Annotated in this window: 9 protein-coding genes and 1 pseudogene; 1 reads left to right on the forward strand and 9 read right to left on the reverse strand. The window is 62.9% G+C overall.

Annotated elements, in window-relative coordinates:
* Window positions 1-112 precede the first annotated feature (112 nt).
* The 3 genes and pseudogenes from pnp to P9255_RS13815 all read right to left on the reverse strand — a co-directional run bounded on the left by pnp (window position 113) and on the right by P9255_RS13815 (window position 4,330).
* On the reverse strand, window positions 113-2,248 hold the full coding sequence (pnp, locus tag P9255_RS13805; RefSeq protein WP_309764599.1) for a polyribonucleotide nucleotidyltransferase: 2,136 nt from the start codon (window positions 2,246-2,248) through the stop codon (window positions 113-115).
* Between the two features lie 366 nt (window positions 2,249-2,614).
* Window positions 2,615-2,977: a 30S ribosomal protein S15 gene (rpsO, locus tag P9255_RS13810; protein WP_309789835.1), complete on the reverse strand. Its 363-nt coding sequence runs from the start codon at window positions 2,975-2,977 to the stop codon at window positions 2,615-2,617.
* A 71-nt stretch (window positions 2,978-3,048) separates the two neighbouring features.
* Window positions 3,049-4,330 (reverse strand): annotated as a pseudogene (locus tag P9255_RS13815) (branched-chain amino acid ABC transporter substrate-binding protein).
* A 146-nt stretch (window positions 4,331-4,476) separates the two neighbouring features.
* Between P9255_RS13815 and P9255_RS13820 the strand changes: the two are divergent.
* Window positions 4,477-4,992, forward strand: a complete 516-nt coding sequence (locus P9255_RS13820; protein WP_309789836.1) for a hypothetical protein — start codon at window positions 4,477-4,479, stop codon at window positions 4,990-4,992.
* A 66-nt stretch (window positions 4,993-5,058) separates the two neighbouring features.
* Here the strand turns inward: P9255_RS13820 and P9255_RS13825 are convergent, their stop codons facing one another.
* The 6 genes from P9255_RS13825 to P9255_RS13850 form a co-directional block, all read right to left on the reverse strand.
* The gene (locus P9255_RS13825; RefSeq protein WP_309764596.1) at window positions 5,059-6,603 is read right to left on the reverse strand and encodes a 2-isopropylmalate synthase; all 1,545 of its coding nucleotides are present in this window, start codon (window positions 6,601-6,603) and stop codon (window positions 5,059-5,061) included.
* 378 nt (window positions 6,604-6,981) lie between these two features.
* Window positions 6,982-7,641, reverse strand: coding sequence for a C40 family peptidase (locus tag P9255_RS13830; RefSeq protein WP_309790750.1), 660 nt, complete (start codon window positions 7,639-7,641; stop codon window positions 6,982-6,984).
* A gap of 147 nt (window positions 7,642-7,788) precedes the next feature.
* Window positions 7,789-9,387: a dipeptide ABC transporter ATP-binding protein gene (locus P9255_RS13835; protein WP_309789837.1), complete on the reverse strand. Its 1,599-nt coding sequence runs from the start codon at window positions 9,385-9,387 to the stop codon at window positions 7,789-7,791.
* Entirely contained in the window at window positions 9,384-10,496 is a 1,113-nt protein-coding gene (locus tag P9255_RS13840; protein WP_309789838.1) for an ABC transporter permease, read from the reverse strand. Before P9255_RS13840 ends, P9255_RS13835 begins: the two co-directional genes overlap by 4 nt.
* Before the next feature lie 2 nt (window positions 10,497-10,498).
* Window positions 10,499-11,548 carry a microcin C ABC transporter permease YejB gene (locus P9255_RS13845; RefSeq protein WP_309764593.1) on the reverse strand — a complete coding sequence of 350 codons (1,050 nt, stop codon included), beginning with the start codon at window positions 11,546-11,548 and terminating at the stop codon, window positions 10,499-10,501.
* 12 nt (window positions 11,549-11,560) lie between these two features.
* On the reverse strand, window positions 11,561-13,444 hold the full coding sequence (locus P9255_RS13850; protein ID WP_309764592.1) for an extracellular solute-binding protein: 1,884 nt from the start codon (window positions 13,442-13,444) through the stop codon (window positions 11,561-11,563).
* Between the last annotated feature and the right edge of the window lie 199 nt (window positions 13,445-13,643).

Here is a 13,643-nt window from a genome sequence, read left to right on the forward strand (position 1 = left end):
CCACACTGCCATCGAATCCGATGACGCGTCGGACAATGCATAGCCCGGACGCTCCCATACATGAAAACGGCCGGCTCGCGTAAGGCGAGCCGGCCGTGGACACATTACCGCATTACTGCTGCGGGTGCGTCGTCTCCGTTTGCGCGGCTTCGTTCAGCAACGCCTTGGCCGACAGACGCACGCGGCCCTTCTCGTCGGTCTGGATGACCTTGACCTTCACGATCTGGCCTTCCTTCAGATAGTCGTTGATGTCCTTCACGCGCTCGTTGACGATTTCCGAGATGTGCAGCAGACCGTCCTTGCCCGGCAGGATGTTCACGATCGCGCCGAAATCAAGCAGCTTCAGCACCGGGCCTTCATAGACCTGGCCCACTTCCACTTCCGCCGTGATGTTCTCGATACGCTTCTTCGCCTCGGCCATGCCTTCGGAGCTCGTGCTCGCGATGGTCACCACCCCGTCGTCCGAAATGTCGATGGTCGTGTTGGTCTCTTCCGTCAGCGCGCGAATCACCGAACCGCCCTTGCCGATCACATCGCGAATCTTTTCCGGATTGATCTTCAGCGTGATCATGCGCGGCGCGAACTCGGACAGTTCCGTGTTCGTGCCCGGCACAGCCGTGGTCATCTTGCCGAGGATGTGCATGCGGCCTTCCTTCGCCTGCGCGAGCGCGACCTGCATGATTTCCTTCGTGATGCCCTGGATCTTGATGTCCATCTGCAGCGCGGTCACGCCTTGCGCCGTGCCGGCCACCTTGAAGTCCATGTCGCCCAGGTGATCTTCGTCGCCGAGGATGTCGGTCAGCACCGCGAACTTGTTGCCTTCGAGGATCAGGCCCATCGCGATGCCCGCGACGTGCGCCTTCATCGGCACGCCGGCGTCCATCAGCGCGAGACAGCCGCCGCAAACCGAAGCCATCGACGATGAACCGTTCGATTCCGTGATCTCCGACACGACGCGGATCGAGTAGCCGAACTCGTCGGCGCTCGGCAGGCACGCGACCAGCGCGCGCTTGGCCAGGCGGCCGTGACCGATTTCGCGGCGCTTCGGCGAACCGACGCGGCCGGTTTCGCCCGTCGCAAACGGAGGCATGTTGTAGTGGAGCATGAAGCGCTCGCGGTACTCGCCTTCGAGTGCGTCGATGTTCTGCTCATCGCCCTTCGTGCCGAGCGTGGCGACGACCAGCGCTTGCGTCTCGCCGCGCGTGAAGAGCGCCGAGCCGTGCGTGCGCGGCAGCACGCCAGTGCGGATTTCGATCGGACGCACCGTGCGCGTGTCACGGCCATCGATGCGCGGTTCGCCGTTCAGGATCTGCGTGCGGACGATCTTCGCTTCGATGTCGAACAGCACGTTGCCGACGGTGGCCGCATCCGCTGCCGCCGTGCCCGACGCCGCCGCTTCTTCGGCGAGCTTGGCCGACGTCGATGCGTAGACTTCCTTCAGCTTGGCCGAACGCGCCTGCTTGTTGCGCAGTTGATAAGCCGCTTCGAGCTCCGGCTTGGCGATTTCGGTCACGCGCGAAATCAGCGCTTCGTTCTTCGGGGCCGGCTGCCAGTCCCATTCCGGCTTGCCGCCGTCGCGCACGAGTTCGTGGATCGCGTCGATCGCGGTTTGCATCTGGTCGTGACCGAACACGACCGCGCCGAGCATCACTTCTTCCGAAAGCTGCTGCGCTTCCGATTCGACCATCAGCACCGCGCGCTCCGTACCCGCGACGACCAGATCCAGCGCCGATTCCTTCATCTGCGCGCGCGTCGGGTTGAGCACGTATTCGTTGTTGATGTACGCGACGCGCGCGGCGCCGACCGGGCCGTTGAACGGCAGACCCGACACGGCGAGCGCAGCGGACGCGCCGATCAGCGCGGGGATGTCCGCCGGGATTTCCGGGTTCAGCGACAGGACGTGGATCACTACCTGCACTTCGTTATAGAAGCCTTCCGGAAACAGCGGACGCAGCGGACGGTCGATCAGGCGCGAGATGAGCGTCTCGCCTTCGGACGGACGGCCTTCGCGGCGGAAGAAGCCGCCCGGGATCTTGCCGGCGGCGTAGGTCTTCTCGAGGTAATCGACGGTCAGCGGGAAGAAGTCCTGGCCGGGCTTCGCCGTCTTCGCGCCGACGACGGTGGCCAGAACCACGGTGTCTTCAACATCGACGATGACCGCACCGCTCGCCTGACGCGCGATTTCACCGGTTTCGAGGCGGACGTTGTGTTGTCCCCACTTAAATTCTTTGACGATCTTATTGAACATTGCGACTCCTTCTATGTTGCGCCGCGCCTTCGACCGAGCGCATGGGGCTGTCGAACGGCGCTGGGCTGGGACGGTCCCGCGCCAGGCTTGAGAGGTGTGTTATGCCATTCCAGCGCGACGCGCGTACTGCGCCGCCGTGCCGCGCTGGAATGACACAAAGCTCTGCCGCGAGGCTGGACCGTGTGTGAACCGGATGACTCATCCGGGTACGACCGGGACTGCTGACTGCAACAACACGTGCCGACGATGAAACTTCGATCAGGCACCACTTCGCGAGCGGATCGCGCAAAAACAAAATGCCTGCATCAGCGAACTGACACAGGCACTTCGTTAGAACACTGGCCGCGAAGCCACGCTATGGGCCAATTACTTGCGCAGACCCAGCTTTTCGATCAGCGAGCGATAACGGTCCGCATCCTTGCCCTTCAGATAGTCGAGCAGCTTGCGACGGCGGCTCACCATGCGCAGCAGACCGCGGCGGCTGTGGTGATCCTTTGTGTGAGCCTTGAAGTGGACGGTCAGTTCGTTGATGCGGCTCGTGAGCAGTGCGACTTGCACTTCGGGGGAGCCGGTGTCGTTGGCGCCGCGCGCGTACTCAGCGACGACGTCGGATTTCTTGATTTCTGCTACGGACATTTGCTTTTCCTTTGAAACAGACAGGCGGTCACGGAAGAAAGGCCGTGCCGTGGTTTGCTTCGACGAGCTCGGCCTGAGCCCGTCTCCCTTCATCTTCAGCTTGGCGCCAAAAACGAAGCGCAGAGTATAGCACAGCGCGTGGTCGGCACGCGATCCGCCCGTCCTCAGCGCGACGGCCGCGTCATCTTGCAGGTCGTCGGCTGCGCGGTGGCTTCCGCCGGCGCCGCGACGAGCGTGCGGAAACCGTAACCGGAGCCTTCGTTGTCGAAACGCACGCCCGGCGCGCCGGCCTTGTCCATCTCCATCACGTAAAGGGGCTGAATCAGTTGATGATCGGCCGCGCGCATCGTTGAACGGATGGAAGCCCTCGCCTTCGAACCGCATGCCTTCCAGCGCGCGCGCCACGGCGAGCGGATCGGCGCTGCCGGCGCGTGTCATCGCCGTGGCGAGCATCTCGACCATCAGCGGCATGCGCAGTACGAGGTAATCGTCCGATGCGGACGGAAAGCGCGCGCGGAACGCCCGATAATACGCGTCCGAAGCCGCGCCGCCCGCGTTCGGATGCCAGTCCGCGACGGCGATCACGCGCTTCACGCCGGCGTCGCCGAGTGCGGCCGGAGCGCCGAGACTATTGCCGTAGAACGTGTAGAACTTCGTTGTGAGCCCCTGCTCGCGCGCCGCCTTGACGAGCAGCGTCAGGTCGTTGCCCCAGTTACCGGTGATGACCGCGTCCGCCCCGCTCGCGCGAATCTTGGCGATATACGGCGCGAAATCCTTTACGCGTCCGATCGGATGAAACTCGTCGCCCGCGATCGCGACATCGGGCCGCTTCTCCGCCAATGCGCGCCGCGCCTCACGGCTCACGTCGTGACCGAAGCTGTAGTCCTGATTCAGCAGATAGACTTTCTTCACCGCCTGGTCGCGCGCGAGCGCATCGGCGAGCGCGTCCATGCGCATGCCGGCGTGCGCGTCGAAACGGAAATGCCAGAAACTGCACGCCTCGTTGGTGAGCGCGGGATCATCGGCGGAATAGTTCAGGAACAGCACGCGGCGATCGGGCTCCCGTGCGTTCTGCTTGTCGATGGCCGCGACCAGCGCCGCAGCCACCGCTGAACTGTTGCCCTGCATGACGAATCCGATTCTCTCGTCGATCGCCGAGCGCAGTTGCACGAGGCTCGCTTCGCTGCTGCCCTTGCCGTCGAGCACGACCAGCTCCAGCGGATGCATGCCGTCGGCGAGCTTCACGCCGCCCTTCGCATTCACGCGCTCCACGCCGAAGCGCAGATTGCGCTCGACCGCCGCGCCCGCGTTTGCGAACGGGCCGGACATGCCTTCGATCATCGCGAGCCTGATCGGCGGCAGAGTCGCCGCGCTCGCCTGAACGCATAGGGACGCGACGCACGCGAGCAACCATCGCGATTTTTTCCGGGGATGAACGCTTGCCATCGATCCTTCCGAGAGAGAGGAAGCGCGGATGATAGGCCGCGCCTCGTGGGCGAGCAAGAGCGCATGCTTCTTGCGCCGCGTGTCAGAATCACGGAAAACGACGAACGATTCCCGCCCTCGCGCGGGACAAGCACGTGGAGGCTGCAATGCTGCACTCATTCATCCGTCTGCGCGGCGCGCTGGCATGCGCGGGGGCCGCGCTTGTGCTGTCGGCGTGCGCGCAGCCGTGGCAGAACTATCAGCCGGGCGCGGATGCATCGACAATCACCGCGCGACTCGGCCCGCCGCGCGAAGTCTATGACCTGCCCGGCGGCGGCAAGCGCCTGATGTGGCCGACACAGCCGCTCGGCGAATTCACCACTGCCGCCGATATCGACGCATCCGGACGAATCGTCAGCGTGCGCCAGGTGCTCGACGAGAACGAGTTCTACAAGGCGCAGATCGGCACGTGGACGAAGAACGACGTGCTCGTCAACTTCGGCCGGCCGGTCGAGACGTCGTACTTTCCGCTGATGAAGCGGGAAGTGTGGACGTATCGCTATATGGAAGCGAACTTCTGGTATCTGATGTACAACTTTTATTTCGACGATCAGGGCATCCTGCGCATGACGCAGAAAACGCCCGATCCGCTGCACGATCCCGACCGGCGCAGCCTGTTCTGACAAAGCGCAAAAGCAGGAAAGCCCTCGCTCGGAGGGCTTTCCTGTTTCAGATGGAGCGCTCGCGCATCAAAGCTGCGGGTTGAGCTTCTCGACCTTCGAATGCAGCTTGTTCAGCGCCGCGATATACGCCTTCGCCGATGCCGCGACGATATCCGGATCGGTGCCGACGCCGTTCACGATGCGCCCGCTCTTCGACAGACGCACCGTCACTTCGCCCTGCGCCTGCGTGCCGGTGGTGATGGCGTTGACCGAATACAGCACGAGCTCCGCGCCGCTGTCCACTTTCGATTCGATCGCGTGCAGCGTCGCATCGACCGGACCGTTCCCGCGCGCTTCGCCGGTGACTTCGGTGCCTTCCACCGCGAACACGACGCTCGCTTGCGGCTGCTCGCCGGTCTCCGAATGCTGCTTCATCGAGACGAAGCGGAAATGCTCCTTGGCCTGCGCTTCCGCGGATTCTTCGGAGACGATCTGCATGATGTCTTCGTCGAAAATCTCGGCCTTGCGGTCGGCAAGATCCTTGAAGCGGGCGAACGCGGCGTTCACATCGGCTTCCGATTGCAGCGCCACGCCCAGTTCCTCGAGCCGCTGCTTGAACGCATTGCGCCCGGACAGCTTGCCGAGCACGATCTTGTTCGCGCTCCAGCCCACGTCTTCCGCGCGCATGATTTCGTAGGTGTCGCGCGCCTTCAGCACGCCGTCCTGGTGAATGCCCGACGCATGTGCGAACGCGTTCGCGCCGACGACCGCCTTATTCGGCTGCACGACAAAGCCGGTGATCTGCGACACGAGCTTCGAGGTCGGGACGATCTGCGTCGTATCGATGCCGAGATCGAGCCCGAAGTAATCCTTGCGCGTCTTCACCGCCATCACGATTTCTTCGAGCGACGTATTGCCCGCGCGCTCGCCGAGGCCGTTGATCGTGCATTCGACTTGCCGCGCGCCGCCGATCTGCACGCCCGCGAGCGAGTTCGCCACGGCCATGCCGAGGTCGTCGTGGCAGTGCACCGAGAAGATTGCCTTGTCAGAATTGGGGATGCGCTCACGCAGCGTCTTCACGAGATTGCCGTAGAGCTCGGGCACGCCGTAGCCGACCGTATCGGCGATATTGATCGTCCGCGCCCCTTCAGCGATGACGGCTTCGAGCACGCGGCACAGGAAGTCGATGTCCGAGCGGCTGCCGTCTTCCGGCGAGAACTCGACGTCGTCGGTGAACTTGCGCGCGAAGCGGACCGCAAGCCGCGCCTGCTCATACACCTGCTCCGGCGTCATGCGCAGCTTCTTTTCCATGTGCAGCGGCGAGGTCGCGATGAACGTGTGGATGCGGAACTGGTTCGCGGGCTTGAGCGCATCGGCGGCGCGCTGAATGTCTTTGTCGTTGGCACGCGCAAGCGAGCAGACCGTGCTGTCCTTCACGAGCGATGCGATGGTGTTGATCGCGTCGAAATCGCCGTTCGAGCTCGCGGCAAAGCCGGCTTCGATCACATCGACCTTCATCCGCTCGAGCTGCTTGGCGATGCGAATCTTCTCCTCCTTCGTCATCGAAGCGCCGGGGGATTGCTCGCCGTCGCGCAAGGTCGTGTCGAAGATGATCAACTTGTCTGCTGCCATTTTGGGCTCCTGTGGGGAGATTTATCGATTGTTGGGAATATCGAGATGAAACGACAAAACGGAATCCGGGTGTTCGCGCCACCGCTGGCGTCGAAAACCTTGAACGAGCAGACGGGAGGCGAGAAGAATCAGCGCGCGAGCGGCGCTAGTAGCGATAGCGCGCGTAGGGGCGCACCAGCCAGAGAAGACGAGAGGAGGAACGAAGAAAAGTTCATTCGAAAACTATAACGGCTTTTGGAAACCCGTGCAATGAGGCTTTCCGATGGAATCCATAGGCGGTGAATGCGACTTGCCAGTACGCCGCTCCGAAAAGCAAAAAGCCTGCGTTCGCAAGGAAGCAGGCTTTTCGTTGACTATGGTCAGGAAGCGATTGGTCGGTCAATAACCGCCGAGCGTGGCGCTGACGCGCTGACGCAGTTCGCTGCCGTCGCCAATCTGAGCATTCTCGATACGGCGCGCGCCCTGGAAACGCTGTTCCCAGTAGCCGCTTTCCATGTCGTTGACGCGGATGGTGCTGCCGGTGGACGGCGAATGCACGAACTTGTTGTCGCCGATATAGATGCCTACGTGCGAGAAGGAGCGGCGCATCGTATTGAAAAACACGAGGTCGCCCGGCTTCAGATCCGACACGCGGACCTTTTCGCCCACGCGACTCATTTCTTCTGCGCGGCGCGGGAGCGTCATGCCGAGCGTGTCCTGAAAGACGTAGCGCACGAAGCCGCTGCAATCCAGACCGGAGTCCGGCGTGTTGCCGCCCCAGCGATAACGCACGCCGATCATATTGAGCGCGCCGACGACCACGTCGCCCGCTTTGCTCGCCATGCCGGAAAGAAAGGACTTCGCGCCGCTGGGAGCGCTCGCGCTGTCGAGCGGAGCTGCAGCGTCGGCGGACTTCGGAGCAAGGTTGCCGTTGCCGGCGTTTTGGCTGTAACTGCTGACTTCGTCGGCGAAAGCGCCGGAAGTGGTTGTCATCAGGAGGCCGATCAACATGCCAGCGGCAGCGCGCGCGCATGTCTGAGTCATTGTGAGTGGCTGCATCGGTCGGTAGGTTTTACAATTAAAGACTGAAAAATCAGTGAGATATGCGAAAGTTTGAACGCATACTAGCCACAAAGTATTTAACTGTCAAAAGAAATAGAAAAATACAATGGACGCGGACACGCAATTGGCGAAAAAGAAAGAAATTTAGGAATTCAGGGCAGCCGCCAGCAGGTTTCGTGTGTATTCGTCGGAGGGATTCGCAAAAATCTTCTCCACGTCACCAGCTTCGACGACATTTCCATCTCGCATGACCGCGACCCGATGCGCCATCGCGCCGATCACCTGCAAGTCGTGGCTGATGAAGACGTAACCCAGATTGTGCTTTCTTTGAATATCGGCAAGAAGCGCCAGAACTTGAGTCTGGATTGAGACATCGAGTGCGCTCGTCGGTTCGTCGAGAATCAAAATACTCGGTTCGAGCACGAGCGCGCGGGCGATTGCGATGCGTTGCCGCTGTCCGCCGGAGAATTCGTGCGGATAACGCGTGAGCGCGGCGCGATCGAGTCCGACTTCGCGCAACACGGCGATGACCTTCGCGCGCCGCGCATTGGCGTCGAGTTCTGGCCGATGCAGCGCGAGGCCTTCACCGACGATCCGCTCCACCGTCTGCCGCGGCGAGAGCGAACTGAACGGGTCCTGGAAAACCACCTGCAGGTTCGAGCGCAGCACCGTTCTTTCGCGTCCGCGAAAGCTGTCGAGCGCCTTGCCCTGAAATTGCACGCTGCCGTGCGAGATGCGCTGCAGGCCGAGGAGCGCCATCGCGAGCGTGGACTTGCCCGATCCCGATTCCCCGACGATCCCGAGCGTTTCGCCCTGCCGCACGGCGAGCGTGACGTCGTCGACGGCTTTGAAGCGGCCGCGCCGGAACCAGCCTTCGAATCCGCGAAGCCGCGTCGGATACTCGACACGGACGTCTTTCGCGTCGAGCAGCACCGGCGCGATCGGCAGCACCGGCAGGACGGTGCGCTTCGGCCGGCTGTGCAAGAGCCGCTGCGTATAGGCATGCTGCGGCGCCTCGAAGATGGCATCGACCGCTCCGCTTTCGACGAGCACGCCCTTCTCCATCACCGCGACGCGCTGCGCGAAGCGTTTCACCAGATTCAAATCGTGCGTGATGAGCAGTACCGCCATGCCGCGCTTCTCGGCTTCGTCGCGCTGCAGTTCCAGCAGCAATTCGACGATCTGCGCGCGGATCGTCACATCGAGTGCGGTCGTCGGCTCGTCGGCGAGCAGGAGACGCGGCCGGCACGCGAGCGCCATCGCGATCATCACCCGCTGACGCTGGCCGCCCGAAAGCTGATGCGGATAACTGTGGACGCGTCGCTCCGGTTCGGTGATGCCGGTGCGCGCGAGAAGCGCGATGGCACGCTCGCGCGCCTCGCGCGGACTCGCGCCGTCGTGCAACTGGATGGTTTCGCTGATCTGGTCGCCAACCGTGTACAGCGGGTTCAGCGCGGTCATCGGCTCCTGAAAGATCATCGCGATATCGGAGCCGCGCAGGCCGCGCATCGCGTGCTCGCTTTTGGTGAGCAATTCCTCGCCGGCGAAGCGGATGGAGCCGCTGACATCCGCATCGCGGATGAGCCGCAGAATCGACAGCGCCGTCACGCTCTTGCCCGAACCCGATTCGCCGACGAGCGCCACACGCTCGCCCGGACGAATGTCGAGGCTCACGCCGTCGACTGCGAGCGTATCGCCGAAGCGCACGCGCAGATTGTCGATGGACAGCAATGGTTCGCTCACTGCCCGCCTCCCGCTTTCACCGCATCCGCGATGCGCGTGTCGAGCGCGTTGCGCAGCGCATCGCCCATGAACGTAAGCAGCAGGAGCGTCGCGACGAGCACGCCGAAAGTCGAGAGCGAAATCCACCACGCATCGAGATTCGCCTTGCCCTGCGCCAGCAGTTCGCCGAGCGAAGGCGTCGGCGACGGCACGCCCAGGCCGAGAAAATCGAGGCTCGTGAGCGCGAGAATCGCCCCGCTCATGCGGAACGGCAAGAAGGTGATGACCGGCGTGAGGCTATTGGGCAGCACGTGCCGCCAGATGATTTGCCAGTTCGACAAGCCCATCGCGCGCGCGGCGCGCACATAGTCCTGAGTGCGATTGCGCAGGAACTCGGCGCGCACGTAATCCGACAGCCCGATCCAGCCGAACAGCGACAGCAGCACGATCAGGAGCACGAGGCTCGGCTCGAAAATCGACGCGAAAATGATGAGCAGATAAAGCTCCGGCAGCGCGCTCCAGATTTCGATCAGCCGCTGCCCGACGATATCCGTCTTTCCGCCAAAAAAACCCTGCACCGCGCCCGCGACCACGCCGAGTACCGTGCCGATAGCCGTCAGCACCAGTGCGAAGAGCACCGATACGCGAAAGCCGTAGAGCAGCCGCGCGAATACATCGCGTCCGCGATCATCGGTGCCGAGCCAGTTTTCACGCGACGGCGGCGCCGGATTCGAGCCCTTCGAGAAGTAGTTGAGCGTGTCGTAGTAGTAGTGATTCGGCGGATACACCGCGAAGTTGCCGGGCGCGCTGAAGCGGTCGCGCACGAAGGGATCGAGATAATCGGCGGGAGTGGGGAAATCGCCGCCGAACGTGGTCTCCGGATACGTTTTCACGAGCGGAAAGTAGAACTGCCCCTGATATCGCACGACGAGCGGCTTGTCGTTCGACCACAACGGCCCGGCAAGGCTGATGACGAACGCCGCGACGAACACGACGAGGCTCCAGTAACCCAGCCGGTTCTGCCGAAAGCGCAGCCACACGCGCTGCCCGGGCGTGATCGATACTTCGCTCGAAAGCGGCTGGCCGTCGCTGGCGGTCGCGGCGCGGCGCGACGATGCGGCTCGGTTCAAAGTCAGCGCTCCAGTTGCTCGAATTGAATGCGCGGATCGACCCAGACATAGCAGAGGTCCGAAATGAGCTTCGTCGCGAGCCCGATCAGCGTGAAGAGATAAAGCGTGCCCAGCACGACCGGATAATCGCGCCGCACGACCGATTCGTAAGAAAGCAGCCCGAGTCCGTCGAGCGAAAAGAGCGTCTCGATGAGCAGACTGCCCGTGAAGAACGCGCCGATGAACGCCGCCGGAAAGCCCACGATCAGCGGCAGGAGCGCGTTGCGGAACACGTGCTTCCACAGCACGCGCCGCTCGGACAGCCCCTTGGCGCGCGCGGTCAATACGTATTGCTTGCGGATCTCGTCGAGAAACGCGTTCTTCGTCAGCATCGTGACGATGGCGAAACTTCCCACCACCGACGCCACCACCGGCAACGTGATGTGCCACAAATAATCGACGATTTTTCCGCCGAGCGAGAGCGCCGCCCAGTTATCGGAGGTCAGGTTGCGCAGCGGAAAGACCTGCAGGAACGTGCCGCCGCCGAACAGCACGAGCAGCAGCACGCCGAGCACGAAGCCCGGAATAGCAAAGCCGATCAGCACGATGAGGCTCGTCGCGACATCGAAGCGCGAGCCGTTCTTCACCGCTTTCGCGATGCCGAGCGGCACCGATATCAGATACGTGATGAAGAACGTCCATAAGCCGATGCTGATCGACACCGGCAGCTTCGATACGATCAGCGACCACACGCTCTGATGCCGAAAGTAGCTTTCGCCGAGATCGAAGCGCGCGAACTTGCCGAGCATCGACAAATACCGTTCGAGCGGCGGCTTGTCGAAACCGTAAAGCGCCTTCAGTTGCGCGATCTGTTGCGCATCGACGCCGGTATGCGCGCGCATGCCGAAGCCCGCGCCACCGCCTCCGCCTTCCGCATTGCCGCGCCGCAAGTCGTGCACGGCCTGTTCGACCGGACCGCCCGGCACGAACTGGATCACGACGAACGTGAGCGTGAGCACGCCGATGAGCGTCGGGATCATCAACAGGATGCGCTTCGCGATATAGCTCCACATGCTCGTCGTCCTCTACCTTGAAGCGCCGGCGGGTTTCTTCCACCACGTCGACAGCACCCACTCGTCCGCCGCGTAATAGAGCGGCAGGGTTGACGGATAACCCAGCGTATTGCGATACGCGATGCGGTGCGTCGCCGAGTACCAGTGCGGCACGACGTAGTAGCCATGCATCAGCACGCGATCGAGTGCGTGCGTCGCATCGACGAGCTGTTCGCGCGTCTGCGCACCGACGACCTTGTGCAGGATCGCATCGATGGCCGGCGACTTCACGCCCGCGAGATTGTCGGAGCCCTGCTCGTCCGCATACTTGCTCGCGAAGCGCGAGACCTGCTCGGTGCCCGGCACCTGCACGTCGGGCAGACGCACGCTCGTCATGTCGAAATCGAACGCGTCGAGGCGCTTCTGGATGAGCGCGTAGTCGACCGTGCGGAAGTTCATCGTGATGCCGAGCTTTTGCAGATTGCGGCCGAATGCGGCGGCGACCGGCTCCATCGACGCGCCGCCGCCGGTATCGTCCAGTATCTCGAACACGAACGGCTGGCCCTTTGCGTTACGCAGCGCGCCATCGCGATAGGTCCATCCGGCTTGCGACAGCAACTCGCGCGCCTTGATGAGATTTGCCCGCAGCGAGCCGGGCGGATCGGTGTCCGGCTGTTTCGGCATCTCGCCGAAGACGGCCGGATCGAGCTTCCTGCGCAGCGGCTCCAGGATCGCGAGCTCGCCTTCGCTCGGCGTGCCCTTCGCCTGGAGATCGGTGTTGACGAAGAAGCTGTCGGTCCGCTTGTACTGATTGAAGAACAACTGGCGATTGAGCCATTCGAAGTCGAGCGCGAGATCGAGCGCCTGGCGCACGCGCACATCCTTGAAAAGCGGCCGCCGCAGGTTCATGAAGAAACCCTGCATGCCCGTGCCGTTGTGATGTGGAAACTCGCGCTTGATGAGCTCGCCACTGTCGAAACGCTTGCCGATGTCTCGCCGCACCCAGCTTCGCGCGACGTTCTCGACGAGCACGTCGTATTCGCCCGCCTTGAATGCTTCGAGCCGCGCGGTTGCATCGGAATACAGCTTGTAATCGATGCGCGCGAAGTTGTGCGTGCCGACGCGCACCGGCAGCGACGCGCCCCAATAGTTCGGGTCGCGCTTGTAGGTGATGGTGCGGCCGTTGTCGAACGTGTCGATCAGATAGTCGCCGCTCGTGATCGGCTTTTCGAACGCGAGCTGATCGAAGGGGATGCGCGTGCCGTCCGACCGCAAACCCCACTTCCGCGAAAACACCGGAATGCCGCCCGCGAGCAGCGGCATCTCGCGCGTCGCGACCTTGAATTCGAAGCGGATCGTGAGCCGATCCACGACGACCGCGCGCGCGATCTGCCCGAAGTACACCGAAAACTGCGGCGCGGCCTTCGGACTCTTCAGCGTTTCGAACGAAAACTTGACGTCTTCGGCGGTGACCGCGTCGCCGTTGGTGAAGCGCGCCTTTGGATTGATGTGGAACGTCGTCGAAAGACCATCGGGCGCGACGGCGATATCGTCGGCAAGAAGGCAATAGGCGCTCGCCACTTCGTCCGAGCTGCCGGTCGTCAGGCTCTCGAACATGAGGCCGAGGCCCGGCGCGGGATTGCCGCGCAGAGTGAAGGGATTGAACTTGTCGAAGCTCGTGAGGCGATTCGGATTCGCCAGCACCAGCGTGCCGTCGCGCGGGGCGTCGGGATTGACGTAATCGAAGTGCTTGAAACCGGGCGGATATTTCGGCTCGCCGTACTGTGCGATGGCATGCGCCGCATACGCGGGCGTGCCCGCACCACAGGCAATGCACGCCGCGAGCGCGAGCGCGATGCGCTTGCCCCAGGCGGGCGATGATGCGATCGGCGTGGCGGACGTCGTCAGCCCGGTCATAGGCTCCTTGCGGGATGAGTAAGGGCCCCGGCACGATGGAAACGCGGCCTGCAGGGCAGTGAAGAAGGCTTGAAGACAGCCGGACCGCAGTGTCGATGTGAGAGAATTCTACCCAATCGAAACGCCATCCGGTTCCGGCGCATGGGAGGCACTAGCACGATGCCTGCCCGCCCGTCGAACCGATGCGCGCAGCACCCGA

It is taken from the genome of Caballeronia sp. LZ019 (genome assembly GCF_031450825.1).
Classification (GTDB): Bacteria; Pseudomonadota; Gammaproteobacteria; order Burkholderiales; family Burkholderiaceae; genus Caballeronia.

What these genes read in the sequence shown, in the direction of transcription:
- pnp (WP_309764599.1), bottom strand. Translation starts at nt 2,248, where the DNA reads ATGTTCAATAAGATCGTCAAAGAATTTAAGTGGGGACAACACAACGTC.
- rpsO (WP_309789835.1), bottom strand. Translation starts at nt 2,977, where the DNA reads ATGAAGGGAGACGGGCTCAGGCCGAGCTCGTCGAAGCAAACCACGGCA.
- P9255_RS13820 (WP_309789836.1), top strand. Translation starts at nt 4,477, where the DNA reads ATGCTGCACTCATTCATCCGTCTGCGCGGCGCGCTGGCATGCGCGGGG.
- P9255_RS13825 (WP_309764596.1), bottom strand. Translation starts at nt 6,603, where the DNA reads ATGGCAGCAGACAAGTTGATCATCTTCGACACGACCTTGCGCGACGGC.
- P9255_RS13830 (WP_309790750.1), bottom strand. Translation starts at nt 7,641, where the DNA reads ATGCAGCCACTCACAATGACTCAGACATGCGCGCGCGCTGCCGCTGGC.
- P9255_RS13845 (WP_309764593.1), bottom strand. Translation starts at nt 11,548, where the DNA reads ATGTGGAGCTATATCGCGAAGCGCATCCTGTTGATGATCCCGACGCTC.
- P9255_RS13850 (WP_309764592.1), bottom strand. Translation starts at nt 13,444, where the DNA reads ATGACCGGGCTGACGACGTCCGCCACGCCGATCGCATCATCGCCCGCC.